This window comes from Streptomyces hesseae (assembly GCF_031845785.1).
GTDB classification, from domain to species: Bacteria; Actinomycetota; Actinomycetes; order Streptomycetales; family Streptomycetaceae; genus Streptomyces; species Streptomyces hesseae.
Window position 1 is genome coordinate 112,746 of sequence record NZ_JAVRFI010000018.1, and the last position, 16,534, is coordinate 129,279.

The window sequence follows — 16,534 nt, forward strand, 5'->3', positions numbered from 1 at the left end:
GAGGGCACAGGCCGTGGCCACCGCGACGACCCCCGTCGCGACCGCCCGCCGGGCGGCGGCGACCGGTCTGTGACGTGTCCCGCTAAACGTCCCGCCGGGCGTCCCGTCAAGGGGCCCGCCGGGCGTCCCGCCGGACCCCCTGCGCTTCGATGTCCGGAGCATGCGCGTCATGCCTCCCAGCGTTCCCCCGCTCTGAGTGTGGCGGGATGAAGCTAAGGAGACGGCTGGGGAACGTCAAGGAGGCCACCCGGCCACGTCGTTCACCGCGTGCCTGTGGTGGGGCCATCCGTGCGAGTGAGATCCTGCGCGGTATGAACATTCCCTTCTTGGACGGCTGGCGCAAGCGGCACGGTCTGTCGCACGGTGCGGTGTCGCCCGACGTCGCGGACAGGGACCCGGAGGGTCTGGCCGAGCTGCTGGCGGAGTGCGAACTGCTGCGCGCCCACGCCGAGTCGGCCGGTGTCGCGCTCGACGACGCGCCGTCGTCCCTGGAGGAGCTGGACCAGCTCCAGCCGCGCTGGCGCGACGACCCCGAACTGCTGCCCTGGCTCGGCAACGACGCGGGGCTCTACCTGGGCACGGTCGTCGTCCGTACGGTCCGGGGCGCCGGCTGGTGGCTCCGGCAGGACGGTCAGCCGGTGGTGCGGCTGGCCAGCGGCCGGGAGATCGACGTGGTGGAGGCGGGCCGGACGTGGGCGGCCGACGGCGCGCCGGAGCTCTCGCAGCTCTACGCGGAGATCGCCGAGGTCTGACGCCGTCGGCGCCGGGGGCTGGTGCCGGCGCCGACGCTGGGGGTGAACCCCCGTCAGCTCGTGAACGCGATCGTGTACTCCAGCCGCCAGCGGTCCGCGCGGATCACGATGTCCGACGTCTCCACGGCCCGGTCGTCGCCGTCGAAGTGGGTGCGCTCCACGACGGTGACGCACTGGCCCGCCGCGCACCCCAGGGCCTCCGCCTCCGGGGTGGTGGCCGGCCGGGAGCCCACCAGCTCACGGGCCCTGACGACCCGGATGCCGATGGCGGCCAGCCGGCCACGCACCCCGCGCCGGGCGTAGGGGCCGCGCTCGGGAAGGGCCACGTCGGTGCCCTCGGTGATGGTCAGCGGCTCCCAGCTGGTGGCGAGCTGCACGGGGTGCCGGTTGGCCAGGTACTCGTACTGGGTGCACAGCACCGGTTCGCCGGTGCCGATGCCCAGGCGTTCGGCGATCGGCGCCGGGGCGGGCGTCTCGCTGGAGGTGGCCTCCCAGGTCAGCGTCGTGTCCCGGACCGGCGTGGTGTCCCGGGACGGTGTGCTGTCCCGGTGCAGCGCCGAGTCCCGGTGCAGCGCCTGGTCCAGGGACAGCGCCGGGTCCAGAGACAGTGCCTGGTCCAGGGACAGCGTGGTGTCCCTGGCCGCCGGGTCGCCCGTGCCCAAGGCGGGCGCCCGGCCCGGCCCCGGGGCAGGCGCCCCCCTGCCGCCGTAGCAGCGGATCTGCGCCGCGAAGGGCGAGTCGACCGCCCCGGTCGAGCGCAGCAGCGTGCCCAGGGGCGCCCGGTCGGTGACGAACACCCCCCGCCCGAACTGCCCCTCCGCGTAGCCGGCCGCCTTCAGCACCCTTACCGCCCGGTCCACGGTCTGATCGCTGGCCTCGTACGCGCGTTTGAGCTCGGAGCGGGACGGGATGCGATCGCCCACGGCGAGCCCACCCTCGTCGATCCGCCGCCGCAGGTCGTCCGCGATGCGCAGATATACGGGCCTGCTGTCGCCCACGTGGGGCTCCCTTCCCCCTCGGTTCCCCCGTCCGGACCCCACAGGCTAGGTACCCAGGCTGGGTCTGGGTACCTAGGGCAAATGGCGGCTCGCGCCGACCCGTTCCGGTGCCATCGCCGGGGCCGCCGTGTGTCACCGCCGGGGCGCCGTTTTCCGGCGGACTACGGTGCGGCGAGGTGCGGCGACCGCCGGAGCGCCGAGAGCGAGTGGGTAGGACTGGTATGGCCGTCGAGCCATTGATCGAGCTGCGTGACGTCAACAAGCACTACGGGAAACTGCACGTGCTGAAGGACGTCAACCTCACCGTCGGCCGCGGCGAGGTGGTGGTGGTCATCGGGCCCTCCGGCTCCGGGAAGTCCACCCTGTGCCGGACCATCAACCGCCTCGAACCGGTGGAGTCCGGCACCATCACCCTCGACGGGCAGCCGCTGCCCGAGGAGGGCCGGGACCTCGCCCGGCTCCGCGCCGAGGTCGGCATGGTCTTCCAGTCCTTCAACCTCTTCGCGCACAAGACCGTCCTCGCCAATGTCTCCCTCGCCCAGGTCAAGGTGCGCAGACGCGGCAAGGAGGAGGCCGACCGGCGCTCGCGCGAACTGCTGGAACGGGTCGGGCTGCAGGCCCACGCCGAGAAGTACCCCGCCCAGCTCTCCGGCGGTCAGCAGCAGCGCGTCGCCATCGCCCGCGCCCTGGCCATGGACCCCAAGGCGCTCCTCTTCGACGAGCCGACCTCGGCCCTGGACCCCGAGATGATCAACGAGGTGCTGGAGGTCATGCGGCAGCTCGCCCGGGAGGGCCGGACGATGGTCGTCGTCACCCATGAGATGGGCTTCGCCCGCTACGCCGCCAACCGCGTGGTCTTCATGGCGGACGGCCGCATCGTCGAGGACCGCACGCCCGAGGAGTTCTTCACCGCGCCCGAGAGCGAGCGCGCCAAGGACTTCCTGTCCAAGATCCTCAAGCACTGAGGCGGGTGGACCGACCATGGGACGCCGTCTCACCGCCCTCGCCCTGACCGCCCTCACCGGCCTCGCCGCCCTCCTCGCCACCGCCTGCGGCAAGGAGGGCAGCCCGCCCGTCAAGGGGCCCAAGCCGGCGGCGCTGCCCGTCTACCACGTCGCCCAGGGGTTCCAGCTGCCGGACTCCGCCACCTGGCGGGCCGCCGAGCGCCGCGGCCACCTCGTCGCCGGCGTCAAGGAGGACCAGCCCTACCTGGGCCAGAAGGACCCGGCGACCGGCCTCTACTCCGGTTTCGACATCGAGATCGCCAAGATGATGTCCGCGTCCCTCGGCTTCGACCCCAAGACCCTCGCCTTTCGCACCATCGCCTCCGCCAACCGCGAGACCGCCCTCCAGAACGGCCAGATCGACTACTACGTCGGCACCTACACCATCAACGCGCTGCGCAAGAAACAGGTCGGCTTCGCCGGGCCGTACTTCATCGCCGGGCAGGACCTGCTGATCCGCAGGGACGAGAAGGGCATCGACGGCCCCCAGGACCTGGCCGGCAAACGCGTCTGCTCGGCGGCCGGCTCCACCCCGCTCCAGCGCATCGAGAAGGACTACCCCAAGGCCGTCGCCGTCGCCTACGACACCTACTCGATCTGCGTGGACAACCTCCTCAGCCTCCAGGTGGACGCCGTCACCACCGACAACACCATCCTCCTGGGCTACGCCGCCAAGGCGCCCGAGGAGCTGAAGGTCGTGGGCCGGCCCTTCTCCCAGGAGCCCTACGGCATCGGCGTCCCCCACGCCGACACGGCCCTGCGCTTCGCCCTCGACGACGCCATCGTGGCCCACGAGAAGAACGGCGACTGGAAGAAGGCGTACGACGCCACCCTCGGCCTGTCCGGGGCCCCCGCCCCGCAGCCGCCCGCCGTCGACCGCTACCCGGCGGGCTGAGGAGGACGCGAGCCCCATGAACGTACTCACCGACAACTTCTCCCTCTACGGCAAGGGCTTCCTCGGCACCGTCGAACTCACCGTCTACGCCTCGCTGCTCGCGCTCGTCCTCGGCTTCGTCATGGCCTCCTTCCGCGTCGCCCCCGTCGGCTCGCTGCGCGTCTTCGGCACGGTGTGGGTGACGGTGCTGCGCAACACCCCGCTCACCCTGCTCTTCTTCGCCGTCCTGCTGGGCCTGCCGCGCTTCGGGATCGTCCTGCCCTTCCAGCTCTTCGCGATCCTCGCCCTTGGCTGCTACACCTCCGCCTTCATCTGCGAGGCCCTGCGCTCCGGCATCAACACCGTCCCGACCGGCCAGGGCGAGGCGGCCCGCAGCCTCGGCATGACCTTCCGGCAGACCCTCGGCGCCGTCGTCCTGCCCCAGGCCTTCCGCTCGGTCATCCCGCCGGTCGGCTCCACGCTCATCGCGCTCGCCAAGAACTCCGCGATCGCCGGCTCGTTCAGCGTCACCGAGCTCCTCGGCACCTACAAGACGCTCAACGAGCTCGGCTACAGCATCGTCTGGTCCTTCATCTGGATCGCCGTCGGCTATCTGATCGTGACCCTGTCCATCAGCGCGCTCTTCAACGTGCTGGAGAAGCGCTGGGGAGTCGCCCGATGACCGCGCACGCGCCGGCCGCCACCGCCCTCTACGACGTCCCGGGCCCCCACGCCCGCCGCCGCCACCTGCTCTACGGGCTCGCCGCCACCGTCGTCATCCTCGGCATCCTCGCCTGGATCGTCACCCTCCTCTTCGACACCCACCAGTTCACGGCCGCGAAATGGAGCCCCTTCGAGTACAAGGGCGTCCAGGAGCTGCTGCTGCGCGGCCTCGGCAACACCCTGCGGGCCTTCGGCTACGCCGCCGTCCTCTCCCTCGCCCTCGGCGGCGTCCTCGCCTGCGGCCGGCTCTCCGTCCACCGGCCGCTGCGCTGGGCCTCCACCGTCGTCGTGGAGTTCTTCCGGGCGATGCCCGTGCTGGTGATGATCTTCTTCGTCTTCGTCGCCCTCAAGGTCCAGCCGCTGCCCGCCCTGGTCACCGGCCTGACCCTCTACAACGGCTCGGTCCTCGCCGAGGTCTTCCGCACCGGCGTCAACTCCGTCGACCGCGGCCAGCGGGAGGCCGCGTACTCCCTGGGCATGTACAAGACCCAGGTGATGACCCACGTCCTCGCCCCCCAGGCGCTGCGCGCCATGCTGCCCACCATCATCAGCCAGCTCGTCGTCGCCCTGAAGGACACCTCGCTGGGCTTCCTCATCACCTACGAGGAGTTCCTCCACGCGGGCAAGCTGATCGCCAGCAATCTCGACTACGACCTGCCGTTCATCCCCGTCGTGATGATCATCTCCCCGATCTACATCGGCATGTGCATGCTGCTCTCCTGGCTCGCCAACTGGGTGGCCAAGCGCCAGCGCCGCAGCGTGAAGACGGAGGCCGTGGAGGTCGCCCCCGCGGAGCCGGGCACCTTGATGCCGGGCGCGGGGGTGCATCCGTAGGGGGACCGGATCAGGCGTCCGCCCCCAGCCACAGGTCCGGGCCGAAGACCTCGTAGTGGATGTCCGCCGGGGCGACGCCCGCCGTCAGGAGCTGGGCGCGGGCCGTCTTCAGGAAGGGGAGGGGGCCGCAGAGGTAGGCGACGGTGCCGGTGGGGACGTCGAGGGTGGTGAGGTCCGCGCGGCCGGTGCGGTCGGTGGGGTGGGGGAGTTCCGGGTGCTCGTACCAGACGTGGGCGGCGGCGTCCGGGAGCTTGGCGACGAGCTGGTGGAGGTCGGCGCGGAAGGCGTGGGCGGTCTCGGTGCGGTCGGCGTGGACGGCGATGACGCGGCGGGTGGCGCCGGTGGCGGCCAGATGGGAGAGCATGCCGATCATCGGGGTGCAGCCGATGCCCGCGGAGGCCAGCAGGACGGGGGAGTCGCCGTCGTCCAGGGTGACATCGCCGAAGGGGGCGCTGACGAGGAGGGCGTCGCCCACGGCGACGTGGTCGTGGAGGTGGGTGGAGACCTCGCCCGCGGGGTCGCCGGCCACGCGCTTGACGGAGAACTGGAGGGTGTTCTCCGGGTGGCCGGAGAGGCTGTACTGGCGTATCTGCCGGGCGCCGTCGGGGAGGGGCACCTGGACGGAGACGTACTGGCCGGGGCGCCCGGCGGGGAGCGGGCGGCCGTCGGCCGGGCGGACGAGGAAGGTGGTGACCTCGGCCGTCTCCGCCCGGCGGGCGACGACCTGGCAGGGGATGAGGACGTCGCCGTCCGGGGTGCCGGCCTGCTCGTAGAGGCGGGCCTCCAGGGCGATGAGGGCGTTCGCCATCAGCCAGTAGACCTCGTCCCAGGCGGCGGCGACCTCGGCGGTTACCGCGTCCCCCAGGACCTCGGCGATGGCGGCGAAGAGATGCCGCTGGACGATGGGGTACTGGTCGGCGGCGATGCCGAGGGAGGCGTGCTTGTGGGCGATGCGGGAGAGCATCGCGTCGGGGCGGACGTCCGGGTGCTCGACCAGGGCCGTGGCGAAGGCGGCGATCGCCCCCGCGAGGGCCTGCTGCTGGCTGCCGTCGGCCTGGTTGCCGCGGTTGAACAGGTCGCGCAGGAGAGCCGGATGGGCGGAGAAGAGCTTGTCGTAGAAGAGCGGGGTGATGGTGCCGATCGCGCCGCCGACGGCGGGCAGCGTGGCACGGACGATCTCGGTCGACTTCGGGGACAGCATCTGCGGCTCCTGCATCCTTGAATCGGTGTCTTAATTGGTATCTGAGATTCGTATTTTTGGGTGTGAGTGAACAGGGGGTGGGGTTCGGGGTCCCTAGTGCTCCGGGCGGGCGGTCAGGGAGAGGAGGAGCGGGCCCGTCGGCGGGCCTGTCAGCTCCTCGATGGTCAGGGGGTCGAGCGCCGCGAAGAATGCCTCCTGGGCCTCGCGCAGCGCTCCGCGCAGCCGGCAGGCGCCGCGCAACGGGCACGGCGGCTCGTCCTCGCAGCCGACGACGTCGCCCGCGCCCTCCAGCTCGCGCACCAGGCGGCCGACCGACCACCCGCGCCCGGCGGGGGTGAGGGCGAGTCCGCCGCCGCGGCCCCGGCGGGCCTCGACGACGCCCAGGTGCTGAAGGCGGCTGACCACCTTCGCGGCGTGGGTGTACGGCACGCCGACGGCGCCGGCCACCTCGCGGGTGGTGGGTGCCGTGGAGTCCCGCGCCTCGTCCGTCACGGCCAGGCGCATGGCGATGCGCAGGGCGATGTCGGTGCTCTTGGTCAGTCGCACGTCACTCACTCTAGTTAATGCGAGTCTGGGAATCCAATTAAAGAGCCGCGAAAGCGCGTGCTGCCGCGCACGGGGGCGGCGCGGCAGCACGCGCTGTTCGTCGGGCGCGCCTCAGTGCTCGGCGACGACCCGGGCGACGGTCTCCTGGTCGAAGTTCACGGCGCTGCACCAGCCGCCCATCGCGAGCTCGAACCAGACGTCGCTGATGATCACGCCCTTGGGGTTCTCGCCCTCGACGACCTCGTCGCCGGTCACCCAGCCGACCGCGTCGTAGCTCACGCTGTCATCGGGCAGCAGCAGCTTCTGGATCGGGCTCTCCAGGGACGGGCCGGAGCGGACGTTGGAGTCGCGCCAGATCGGGCCGATGGCGAATGTGGACATGTTCTGTCTCCCTGATTTCAAGTGGTCGGCAAGAAAAGTCTGGTGATTGTGCGTCAGACCGTTTCCGGGATTCGGACCCGGCTCACGGTCAGCACCTGGGAGATCATTTCGATCATCTTCTCCCGGTGGTGCGGCTCTCCCGGCGTGCCCTCGACGCTCAGCGAGCCCGCGTTCGGCAGGACCACCCCGAGCGGGGTCGGCCAGGCGCGCAGCGAGTGGCTGATGGTGCGCAGCGTCTCCAGGGTGGTCACCGCGCCCTGGGTGCCGGCGCCGACGGCGACACAGCCGATGGCACGGCCGTCGAGGAACGGCCGGGGCCCGGCCAGGTCGTTGACGAAGTCCAGGGCGTTCTTCAGCAGGCCCGACAGGGTGCCGTGATAGGTCGGCGAGACCAGGATCACGCCGTCGGCGCGGCCGAGCTCGTCGAGGAACTCGGTGATCCCCGCGTGGTCCCCGGAGATCCCGGGCCGGTAGAAGGGGAAGTCGATCTCGGCACCCGTGAACGTCCGCGCCGTGGCGCCCTGTTCCCGGCATTCCTGCGCGCACCAGTCGGCGACCCGGTCGGAGGTCGAGCCGGCCCGGAGCGACCCGCTGATCAGTACGATGTGTGGCGTCTGCACGCTGCGGCAACCTTCCATGGAGTGTGAGCTGTCGTCGTTTCTCAGCCTGCTGCCGGCAGGGGCTGGGCGGCTTCGAGCCGGATGTCCTGCGGACGCCAGGCGACCACGTCGAAGATCGCCTCGTCCTTGCGGCCGTGCGACCGCATGAAGTCGTTCCGCGCGCGTTCCTCGTCCCGGCTGGCGCCCTGGTCGAGGGCGCCCTGGCGGCGCGAGTGGAGCACCACGGCGGAGGTCCGCTCCAGGCGCTGGTCCTGGTAGACGCGCAGGGCGGTGTCCACGTCCTGGTGTGCGCCGAGCGCGGCGGCCAGGACGACCGCGTCCTCGAGGGCCATGTTGGCGCCCTGGCCCATGGCCGGGACCATGGGGTGGGCCGCGTCGCCGAGGAGGGCGACCCGGCCGTCCACCCAGTGGGGGGCGGGGTCGCGGTCGTGGATGTCGGTGACCGCGACGTCCTGCGGATCGGCGTCCAGGATCAGCCGCACAAACGGCTCGTGCCAGCCGTCGAGGGCCGCCACCAGCTCCTTCAGGGCCACGTCGCGGCCCTTCGCGGGCCACACCCCCGGCTCGGCGGTGATCTTCGCCGCCCAGTACATGGTGTCGCCGCCGACGGGGGCGACGAAGAGCTGGATGCCCCGCCCGTTGGCCACGAACGGCCGCGGGTAGAGCGGCGTTCCGGTGGTCCGGCCCCGGACGGAGGTGTAGCCGCGGTACGTCGGGGCGCCGTCGCCCAGCATCTCCCGGCGGATGACGGACTTGATGCCGTCGGCCGCCACCAGGAGGTCCGCCTCCAGGGTGTTGCCGTCCGACAGCCGTACGCTCACGCCGTCCGCGCGGCCGGTGTGGCCCTCGACGGCGGTGCCGAGCCGCAGCACCGCGCCGGCGGCGAGCGCCTCGTCGAGCAGGGCCGTCTGGAGGGCCGTGCGCAGGATCGGGATCTGCGGGGCGCCCAGACGCTCGCCCATGTCGCCGATGGGCTCCTCGGACAGCGTGTTCCCGGCGGAGTCCATCAGCAGGCGGACGTCACCGGGGACGGTCGGGTGACCGCTCGCGCGGACGCGCTCGCCCAGGCGGGGGCTGATCGCGTCGATGGCGCGGACGCCGTTGGCGTAGACCATCAGGCCGGAGCCGACGTCGCCGATGTGCCCGGTGCGCTCGATGACGGTGACGTCCAGGCCGGCGCCCGCGAGGGCCGCCGCGGCGGCGAGGCCGCCGATGCCGCCGCCCGCGACGACCGCTGTGCGCTTGCGCTCCACGGTCACTCTCCTGCCTTCTCGGCCGGGGCGCAGGACAGCCAGCGGCCGTCGTAGTCGCCGAACTCGCCGGTGGCGGCGTCCCAGACGACCTTTCCGGCGCGGAGGGTGCGCTCGACGCGGCCGGTCATCGTCCAGCCCTCGTACGCGGACCAGCCGCACTTGGCGCGGACGTCGTGGGCGGAGAGCATCCAGGTGGCGTCCGGGGCGAAGAAGACCAGGTCGGCGTCGGCGCCCGGCGCGATCCGGCCCTTGCCCGGCAGACGGAACAGGTCCGCCGGGCCCTCGGCGAGGTGCCGCACGAGGCGGGCGATCGCCAGGTCGGGGTCCTCGTCCGGCCAGCGGCGGCGCATGCCCGTCCACACGCCGACGGCCAGCTCCTGTACACCCGGCAGGCCGGGCGGCGACTTCTGGACCGTCTGCGTCTTCTCCTCGACGGTGTGCGGGGCGTGGTCGCTGCCGATGGTCGCGGAGTGACCGGCGCGCAGCGCCTCCCACAGCCGGTCCTGGTCCGACTGCTGACGGATGGACGGCGACAGCCGGGTACGGGCGCCCAGCCGCTTGGTGTCCTCGTCGGTGAACGACAGGTGGTGGCCGGTCACCTCGAAGCTGACCGGCAGCCCGGCCGCCCGGGCGGCGCTCACCAGGTCGGCCTCCTCCGCGCTGGACAGATGGAGGATGTGGGCCTTGGTGCCGTGGCGGCGGACGAGCTCGATGACGCGGGCCACGGCGGCGATGCCGCCGCTGCGGGGCCGGCGGGCCTCGTACTCGCGGTAGTTCTCCGGGTCGCCCCACCAGCCGTCGAGCAGCTGGAAGAGCAGGTCGTCCTCGGCGTGGAGGACCAGCTGCACCCCGCCCTCGGCGGCGGCGACGAACGCCTTCTCCAGGGCGACGGGGTCACGGACCACGGTCGGGGCCGTGTGGTGCCCGGCCATGAACACCTTGGCGCTGGTGGCGACCTCGGGGTCCAGGGAGGCCAGCAGCTCGGGGCGCTCGGGGTCGAGCCCGATGTGGAAGCGGTGGTCGACCAGGGAGTGGCCCGCGATCATCGCGGCCTTCTCCCGGACGGCCTCCTCGGTGAGGGTCGGCGGGACCGTGTTGGGCATGTCCATCACGGTGGTGAAGCCGCCGGCGACGGCCGCCCGGCTGCCGTGCTCCCAGTCCTCCTTGTGCGTCAGACCGGGGGTGCGGAAGTGCACGTGGGAGTCGATGAGGCCGGGCAGGACGTAGTGGTCCCCGGCGTCCATCCGCGGCACGGACGCCGGCACGGTGTCCGCGCTGTCCAGGGCCTCGACGGCGACGACGCGGCCGCCGGCGACCAGCACCCGGCCCGGGCGGACGCCCTCGGGGGTGACCAGCCGACGGGCGGTGACCACCAGGTCGACGCCCTGGAGGTCTTCGTTCAGTTCTGCCATGACACAGCCACCAGTTCTCGGGCGAGGTCGTTCGTCGGTCCCATCAGCGCCACCGCGCGCGCGTCGGCCAGCAGCCGGTTCAGCCGCGAGCCGGTCACATAGCCGGCGGAGCTGAGCATCCGGGCCACCTCCAGGCAGATCTCCTCCGCCTCGGTGGACGCGTGGAGCTTGCTGTGCAGCGTCGTCAGGCCCGGCGCCTCCGACGTCCGGGCGCCGGCGCGCTCGACGATGGCGCGCGCCGACTCCAGGCGGGTGGCCAGGCCCACCAGCCGGTGCCGCACGGTCGCCTTCTCCAGCAGACCGCGCCGCTCGACGTGGTCGACGACCAGGTCGAAGGCGGCCCGGGCGGTGCCCACGGCCACAGCGCCCAGGGTGGCGCCGGACTCCCGCACCCCGGCGATGATCTCCGGCGCCCGGCCCTCCGGGCCCAGCATGTCCGTCTCGCGGACCACGCAGTCCACCAGCGAGACGAAGCCCGTCGCCGAGCCGCGCATGCCCACCAGGTCCAGGCTCAGGTCCGGCACCAGGCCCGGGTTGTCCCCCATGACGAGGAAGAAGGTCTGGCCCACCGAGCCGTAGACCCGGGCGGTGTCCGCCTCCGGCTCCTCGGTCTGGACCAGGACGAGGTAGATGTCGGCGACCGAGGCGCCGGTGGTGAAGGACTTCGCGCCGTGCAGCGCCCAGGTGCCGTCCGGGCGGCGGGTGCCGGTGCTGGAGAGCTTCTGCTTCGCGGCGCCCGCGCCGGTCTCGCTCCACGCGGAGGCGGCCAGGTACGTGCCGTCGGCGAGCCGCGGCAGCAGCTCCCGCTTCTGCTCCTCGGTGCCCCACTCGGCGATCCGGGCGCTCACCGCGAAGTGCTGGAAGGCGATGATGGCCACCGACGGGTTGACGGTCGCGATCTCCTCGACGACCCGGTTGATCTCACGGGCGTCGCCGCCCGCGCCGCCGTACCCGGCGGGGACCGCCGTGGCCAGCAGGCCCGAGGCCCGCAGCTCGGCGAGCACCTCGTGGTCGGGGGCCCCGCTCAGCGCGGTCTGCTCCGCGGACTCGCGAAGCCGCGCCCGCAAGGCGGGGGTGATCTCCGTCCTCATGCGGATGTCCCTCATGCGGACGTCGCTGACAGTGCCAGGCATTGGGCAATCTCCTCGAATTGCAGATGGGCGAGAGGTTCGAGCACGAACGAGCCCTGGAAGGTGACCCGCTTGCGTCCCACGCCCACCCAGGTGAGCGCCGGCTCCCCGGCGGTCTCGAGCGTGGTGGCGGTGACCGCCGTGTCACCGCCGGGTGTGGTGATGTCGATCAGTCCGTCGGCGCGGCCCTGCTCCCGGGCCAGGGCCCAGGGGATCGTGCCGGGCACCCGGGTGGCCGCGCCGAGGCAGACCGCCCCGGTCAGGGCCATCGTCGGATGCCAGGACGGCACCGAGATGGCGCGCGCCGCGAGCCGGCCCGGCTCCATCGGCATGATCGCCGCGATCTTGGGGAACGCCCCCTCGGGGGACCAGCCCAGGTGGGCGGCGGCGGCCACGCGGATCCGCGCCATCCGCTCGAACAGCTCGCTCCCGGCGGAGAACAGCGCGGTGTGGTCGGCGATCCCCAGCTCCCGCGCGTCGACGAACGCGTAGGCGTTGCCGGCGGACACCAGGGACACCGTGACGTTCCCGCCGTCCACCTCCAGCTCGGTGCGGGCCTCGCCGGTGAGCAGCAGCCGCGAGACCGCGACACCGCCCGGCTGGACGAAGTAGACGGTGAAGCGGACCTCGTCCCGGTCGACGGCGTCGACCTCGCAGACCACGCTGTCCCCGTTGTTGAGGACGTTCACACGGATCCGGCCGCCCGGCGTCAGCTTCGGCAGCATCCCCGACCGGGAGGCCGCCACGACCGCCGAGAGGATCGAATGCCCGCAGGAGCCACGGAAGTCGAAGCGGTCCGGGCCGCCGGGCAGCGCCTGGACGAAGCGGTAGTCCAGGTCGAACATCGGGTGCTCGGAGGGCCGGACGAGCGCGATCTTCAGTACGTGGGAGCCGCCCGCGTCCGTCAGATAGCGCCGGACCGCGGTGAGCTCCCGCCGCATGGCCTCCTCGTCGGGGCCCAGCAGGCCCGCGTCGAGGACGACCGTCGGGCAGGGGCTGCCCGACGCGTAGGCGAGATGGCCGATCATGCGGGGACCGCCGTGCGCCCGGCCGCCACCGGGCCCAGGGCCGCGCGACGGAACAGCTCGCGCCACACCTCGTGCACCAGCAGCGACCACAGGGTCAGCGACGTGGTGTCGTCCGGCCGCTCCGCCTGGACGGCGAAGAGCTGCTCGACGGCCTGGACGTCCAGCTGGCCCGCGTCCTTGAGCCGGCTCGGGTTGAGCATGTCCCGCGCGTACTCCCACAGCGCGGAACCCGGCGCCAGCATGGCCGTGATGGGGAGGGTGAAGGGCTGCTTGGGGCGGTTGAGCACACTGTCGGGGACCAGGCCGGCCGCCGCCGCGTACAGCGACCGCTTGACCTTGCCGTCGCGGATGCGCAGCGCGTCCGGCAGGGCGCGGCCCGGCGCGATGACGTCGCGCTGGCAGAACGGCAGCCGGGCCTCGACCGAGCTGGCCATGCTCAGGTGGTCGACGCGGCGCAGGTGGTAGGCGGGCAGCCGGTGGCCGAGCTCGAACTCGGTGATGCGCTCCAGGACCGTGCCCTCGCCCGAGCGGAGCGTCGCCAGCGCGTCGGCCGGGATGGCGTCGGTGCCGGCGATCAGCGCCCGGTAGTCGTCGGTGTAGAGCGAGGCGCGGCGGTGGGCCGGGAGGACGCCGAGCTCGTCGACGTAATCCTGGTACCACTCGGCGCCCGTCGCCGCGGCCTGGGCGGCGGCGCGCATCCGGGAGTAGCCGCCGAAGATCTCGTCGGCCGCGTCACCGGTGAGCGCCACCTTGAAGCCGGCGTCGCGCACGGCGCGGAAGAGGGAGAACGTGCTCAGGGTGATGGGGTCGGCGTTGGGCTGACCCAGGTGCCAGACGACGTCCTCCAGGAGCGAGGGGAAGTCCGCCGGGTCGACCTCCACCTGGTGGTAGGTGGCGCCCGCGCGCTCGGCCGCCTGGCGGGCGAAGTGCCGCTCGTCGAACGGCCAGTCGCCCTTGTAGGCGATGTTGAAGGAGTCCACCGGGCCGTGCTCGGCGGCGAGCGCCGTGACCAGGCTGGAGTCCAGGCCGCCGGAGGTGATCACGGCGACGGGGACGTCGGCGTTGAGGAGGCTGCCGACCTCGGTGCGCAGCCGGCCCTGGATCAGCTCGCCGGCGGCCGTCTCGTCGGTCTGCCGCGTGGCGTCGGGGCGCTGCGGGCGGTGGATGACGCGCGGGGTCTCGCCGGCCTCGATCACCATGGTGGTGGACGGCGGCAGCACGTGGATGCCGGCGAACATCGTCTCCTCGCCGAAAGGCGTCTTGGTCGCCAGGTAGGCGTCCAGGCCCTCGGAGCGGAAACCGGCCGGCACGCCGGAGAAGCCGAGCAGCGCGGGGAGTTCGGAGGAGAAGTGGATCGAGCGCTCCGCCGCGTCCCAGCGGTAGTACAGCGGCTTCATGCCGATGTGGTCGGTGGCCAGGATCAGCTTGGGCCGGTCGCCGCGCTCGTCGACCAGGGCGAGGGCGTACATGCCGTCGAGGTGGTCGGTGAAGTCCAGGCCGTACTCGCGGTACAGGGCCGGGATGATGCTGCCGTCGCAGCGGTCGGCGAAGGTGTGGCCCATCGCCTCCAGGCGGGCGCGCAGCTCGTTGTGGTTGTAGATCTCGCCGTTGAAGACGACCTGGTAGCGGCCGGGCCGGCCGTAGGGCTGGACGCCGCCGTCGAGGTCGACGATGGCCAGCCGGTTGTTGCCGATGCCCCAGCCGGCGTCACGCGCCGAACCGGTGTCGTCCGGGCCGCCGTGCCGCTGGAGCGCGGCGACCGTCCGCAGTTCGTGGGGGGACGCGATCGCGTTGAAGTAGCCGTAGATGCGGCACATAAGAAGGTGTCCGTTCCGGGGTGAAGCCAAGAGGATGTGCGCGGCCGGGCGTGGTGGTGCGCAACGCCCGGCCGCCGGGTGCCGTGCGGGCGTCAGGCCTGGTCGCGGGCCATCGACAGATAGCGCTCCCCGGTGTCGGGGAAGACGGTGACGATGGTCGAGCCCGCCCAGCGCTTCTGCTGGGCGAGGAGCCGGGCCGCGTACGACGCGGCGCCCGAGGAGATGCCGGCCAGCAGGCCGGTGGCCCTGTTGACCTCGTGTGTCGTGCTCGCGGCGGCGTCGTCCGGCACCGCGACGACCTCGTCGATCAGTTCGAGGTCCATGATGTCGGAGACATAGCCGGCCCCGATGCCGGGAATGCCGTGGGGCCCGGCCTCCCCGCCGGAGAGGACCGCCGAACGGGCCGGCTCGACCGCCACCACGTGGACGTCGCGGCGCTCCTTGAGGTAGCGGGCCACGCCCATCAGGGTGCCGCCGGTGCCGACGCCGCACACCAGCACGTCGACGTCGCCACCGGTGGCGTCCCAGATCTCCGGGCCCGTGGTCTCGTAGTGGGCGCGGAGGTTGGCCGGGTTCTCGTCCTGGTGGGCCAGCCAGGAGCCGGGGATGGAGCGCTGGAGCTCCTCGGCGTACCGCCAGGCGGGCAGCAGCCCGTCCTGGTGGGGCACGAGGATGATCTCCGCGCCGAACTCCCGGAGGATCTGGCGGCGTTCCTCGGTCGCGTTGTCCGGCATCACGATGATGCAGCGATGGCCGCGCTGGGCGCTGAGGGCCGCGATCGAGATGCCCGTGCTGCCGGAGGAGCACTCGATGACCGTGCCGCCCTCGGGGGCCAGCACGCCCGACCGCTCGGCCTCGCGCATCATGTAGAGGGCGGGCCGGTCCTTGACGTTGGACAGCGGGTTGAACATCTCCAGCTTCGCCAGGAGCCGGACCCCGTCCGGTACGCCCGGCAGCCGGACCTCCATCAGCGGGGTGTCGCCGACCAGCTCCTCCGCCGACCGGACGATCCGGCGCGCGGCCCGGGCGGGGGCGGGGGAGGGCGCGTTCCCTGTCATCAAAGCTCCAGCTTTCATCGCAGTGTCATCGCAGTTCTTCGGATTCGGCACGGCATCGAGGTTCTTCGGCGGCGCGACCGGGACGGGGCGCGGCCGGGGTCCGTCAGGCCTCGCCGCGGGCGGCGGCGAGGTGGGTGACGGCGGCCTCCTGGAGGTGGGTGATGTCGCTGGAGACCGTGGCGAAGGTGAACCCCTCGGCCAGCCGGCGCTTGGCGTCGGCGCCGTTGAGGACGTGGATGCCGCAGGCGATGCCCGCGCGCTCGGCGGCGTCGGTGATCCGCTTCAGCGCGTCCTCCAGGGCGTCCGCGACGTCCGGGTCGCCGAAGAACTTGGCGCCCAGGGCCACGGACAGGTCGGCGGGGCCGACGTAGACCGCGTCCAGCTCGGGCGTCGCGCAGATCGCCTCGAGGTTCTCCAGGGCGGCGGCCGTCTCGATCATCACGATGCAGGCGACGGCCTCGTCGACCTCGGCGGGCACCGAGCCCATCCGCAGCTCGCCGCGGACCGGGCCGCCCAGGCTGCGGGTGCCCCTCGGGTGGTGCCGGCAGGCACGGGCCGAGACCGACGCCTCCTCGGCGGTGTTCACCATCGGCACCACCACGCCGCGCGCCCCCGAGTCCAGGGCCGTGCCGATGGCGATCGGGTCGACGGAGGGTACGCGCAGGACACCGGCGGAGACCTGCCGGGCGTCCACGGCGAGCATGGCCGTCTGCCAGCCGGCCCGGTGCATCACACCGTGCTGGCCGTCGACGCCGATGTAGTCGTAGCCCACGCCGGCGATGCGCTCGGTGCCGGCCGGGTTGTCACAGGCGATCCAGTAGCCCAGCAGGCGCTCGCGGCGGCGCAGCCGCGCGGCGAAGCCGGCCGGGTCGTGCCGCTCGGCGGTGTGCGAGGCGGTGCCCG

Annotated in this window: 17 protein-coding genes; 5 read left to right on the forward strand and 12 right to left on the reverse strand. The window is 72.6% G+C overall.

The annotated features are described in order from the left end of the window. Positions 1 to 311: 311 nt before the first annotated feature. Positions 312 to 752 (forward strand): DUF6278 family protein, encoded by a 441-nt coding sequence (locus RM609_RS24560; protein ID WP_311613709.1) that lies wholly within the window; start codon positions 312 to 314, stop codon positions 750 to 752. A 53-nt stretch (positions 753 to 805) separates the two neighbouring features. Here the strand turns inward: RM609_RS24560 and RM609_RS24565 are convergent, their stop codons facing one another. Further along, complete coding sequence (locus tag RM609_RS24565; RefSeq protein WP_311613710.1) at positions 806 to 1,750, reverse strand: GntR family transcriptional regulator; 945 nt, start codon at positions 1,748 to 1,750, stop codon at positions 806 to 808. A gap of 221 nt (positions 1,751 to 1,971) precedes the next feature. Here RM609_RS24565 and RM609_RS24570 point away from each other — a divergent pair, with 221 nt between their 5' ends. Genes RM609_RS24570 through RM609_RS24585 form a run of 4 tightly spaced genes read left to right on the forward strand, consistent with a single transcriptional unit; the run spans position 1,972 to position 5,185 of the window. Further along, a complete protein-coding gene (locus RM609_RS24570; RefSeq protein WP_311613711.1) occupies positions 1,972 to 2,715 on the forward strand; it encodes an amino acid ABC transporter ATP-binding protein in 744 nt (247 codons plus the stop codon). A 16-nt stretch (positions 2,716 to 2,731) separates the two neighbouring features. Continuing rightward, positions 2,732 to 3,649, forward strand: coding sequence for a glutamate ABC transporter substrate-binding protein (locus RM609_RS24575; RefSeq protein WP_311613712.1), 918 nt, complete (start codon positions 2,732 to 2,734; stop codon positions 3,647 to 3,649). A 16-nt stretch (positions 3,650 to 3,665) separates the two neighbouring features. Further along, the gene (locus tag RM609_RS24580) at positions 3,666 to 4,310 is read left to right on the forward strand and encodes an amino acid ABC transporter permease (protein ID WP_311613713.1); all 645 of its coding nucleotides are present in this window, start codon (positions 3,666 to 3,668) and stop codon (positions 4,308 to 4,310) included. Beyond that, on the forward strand, positions 4,307 to 5,185 hold the full coding sequence (locus RM609_RS24585; protein WP_311613714.1) for an amino acid ABC transporter permease: 879 nt from the start codon (positions 4,307 to 4,309) through the stop codon (positions 5,183 to 5,185). Before RM609_RS24580 ends, RM609_RS24585 begins: the two co-directional genes overlap by 4 nt. A 10-nt stretch (positions 5,186 to 5,195) precedes the next feature. Here the strand turns inward: RM609_RS24585 and RM609_RS24590 are convergent, their stop codons facing one another. From RM609_RS24590 to RM609_RS24640, 11 genes are all read right to left on the reverse strand, one after another. Next, positions 5,196 to 6,386 carry a globin domain-containing protein gene (locus tag RM609_RS24590; RefSeq protein ID WP_311613715.1) on the reverse strand — a complete coding sequence of 397 codons (1,191 nt, stop codon included), beginning with the start codon at positions 6,384 to 6,386 and terminating at the stop codon, positions 5,196 to 5,198. Between the two features lie 93 nt (positions 6,387 to 6,479). Continuing rightward, positions 6,480 to 6,932, reverse strand: coding sequence for an RrF2 family transcriptional regulator (locus RM609_RS24595; RefSeq protein WP_311613716.1), 453 nt, complete (start codon positions 6,930 to 6,932; stop codon positions 6,480 to 6,482). A 111-nt stretch (positions 6,933 to 7,043) separates the two neighbouring features. Next, positions 7,044 to 7,313, reverse strand: coding sequence for an SH3 domain-containing protein (locus RM609_RS24600; protein ID WP_311613717.1), 270 nt, complete (start codon positions 7,311 to 7,313; stop codon positions 7,044 to 7,046). A 53-nt stretch (positions 7,314 to 7,366) separates the two neighbouring features. Next, positions 7,367 to 7,933, reverse strand: coding sequence for an NADPH-dependent FMN reductase (locus tag RM609_RS24605; RefSeq protein WP_311613718.1), 567 nt, complete (start codon positions 7,931 to 7,933; stop codon positions 7,367 to 7,369). A gap of 41 nt (positions 7,934 to 7,974) precedes the next feature. Next, positions 7,975 to 9,186: an FAD-dependent oxidoreductase gene (locus RM609_RS24610; protein ID WP_311613719.1), complete on the reverse strand. Its 1,212-nt coding sequence runs from the start codon at positions 9,184 to 9,186 to the stop codon at positions 7,975 to 7,977. Positions 9,187 to 9,188: 2 nt separating this feature from the next. Continuing rightward, positions 9,189 to 10,598, reverse strand: a complete 1,410-nt coding sequence (locus RM609_RS24615; protein WP_311613720.1) for a dihydroorotase — start codon at positions 10,596 to 10,598, stop codon at positions 9,189 to 9,191. After that, positions 10,586 to 11,689 carry an acyl-CoA dehydrogenase family protein gene (locus RM609_RS24620; RefSeq protein ID WP_438828522.1) on the reverse strand — a complete coding sequence of 368 codons (1,104 nt, stop codon included), beginning with the start codon at positions 11,687 to 11,689 and terminating at the stop codon, positions 10,586 to 10,588. The genes RM609_RS24615 and RM609_RS24620 overlap by 13 nt, the downstream gene beginning before the upstream one ends. Positions 11,690 to 11,700: 11 nt before the next feature. Continuing rightward, a complete protein-coding gene (locus tag RM609_RS24625; RefSeq protein WP_311613722.1) occupies positions 11,701 to 12,756 on the reverse strand; it encodes a PrpF domain-containing protein in 1,056 nt (351 codons plus the stop codon). Continuing rightward, on the reverse strand, positions 12,753 to 14,573 hold the full coding sequence (gene asnB, locus RM609_RS24630; RefSeq protein WP_311613723.1) for an asparagine synthase (glutamine-hydrolyzing): 1,821 nt from the start codon (positions 14,571 to 14,573) through the stop codon (positions 12,753 to 12,755). The genes RM609_RS24625 and asnB overlap by 4 nt, the downstream gene beginning before the upstream one ends. A gap of 92 nt (positions 14,574 to 14,665) precedes the next feature. Beyond that, entirely contained in the window at positions 14,666 to 15,631 is a 966-nt protein-coding gene (locus RM609_RS24635) for a PLP-dependent cysteine synthase family protein (protein ID WP_311613724.1), read from the reverse strand. 103 nt (positions 15,632 to 15,734) lie between these two features. Then, positions 15,735 to 16,478 carry an HpcH/HpaI aldolase family protein gene (locus tag RM609_RS24640; RefSeq protein ID WP_311613753.1) on the reverse strand — a complete coding sequence of 248 codons (744 nt, stop codon included), beginning with the start codon at positions 16,476 to 16,478 and terminating at the stop codon, positions 15,735 to 15,737. Positions 16,479 to 16,534 lie beyond the last annotated feature (56 nt).

Bases quoted from the DNA above. Each gene is read 5' to 3' on its own strand.
- RM609_RS24560 (WP_311613709.1), top strand. From the start codon at position 312: ATGAACATTCCCTTCTTGGACGGCTGGCGCAAGCGGCACGGTCTGTCG.
- RM609_RS24570 (WP_311613711.1), top strand. From the start codon at position 1,972: ATGGCCGTCGAGCCATTGATCGAGCTGCGTGACGTCAACAAGCACTAC.
- RM609_RS24575 (WP_311613712.1), top strand. From the start codon at position 2,732: ATGGGACGCCGTCTCACCGCCCTCGCCCTGACCGCCCTCACCGGCCTC.
- RM609_RS24580 (WP_311613713.1), top strand. From the start codon at position 3,666: ATGAACGTACTCACCGACAACTTCTCCCTCTACGGCAAGGGCTTCCTC.
- RM609_RS24585 (WP_311613714.1), top strand. From the start codon at position 4,307: ATGACCGCGCACGCGCCGGCCGCCACCGCCCTCTACGACGTCCCGGGC.
- RM609_RS24590 (WP_311613715.1), bottom strand. From the start codon at position 6,386: ATGCTGTCCCCGAAGTCGACCGAGATCGTCCGTGCCACGCTGCCCGCC.
- RM609_RS24600 (WP_311613717.1), bottom strand. From the start codon at position 7,313: ATGTCCACATTCGCCATCGGCCCGATCTGGCGCGACTCCAACGTCCGC.
- RM609_RS24615 (WP_311613720.1), bottom strand. From the start codon at position 10,598: ATGGCAGAACTGAACGAAGACCTCCAGGGCGTCGACCTGGTGGTCACC.
- RM609_RS24620 (WP_438828522.1), bottom strand. From the start codon at position 11,689: ATGAGGACGGAGATCACCCCCGCCTTGCGGGCGCGGCTTCGCGAGTCC.
- RM609_RS24625 (WP_311613722.1), bottom strand. From the start codon at position 12,756: ATGATCGGCCATCTCGCCTACGCGTCGGGCAGCCCCTGCCCGACGGTC.
- asnB (WP_311613723.1), bottom strand. From the start codon at position 14,573: ATGTGCCGCATCTACGGCTACTTCAACGCGATCGCGTCCCCCCACGAA.
- RM609_RS24635 (WP_311613724.1), bottom strand. From the start codon at position 15,631: ATGACAGGGAACGCGCCCTCCCCCGCCCCCGCCCGGGCCGCGCGCCGG.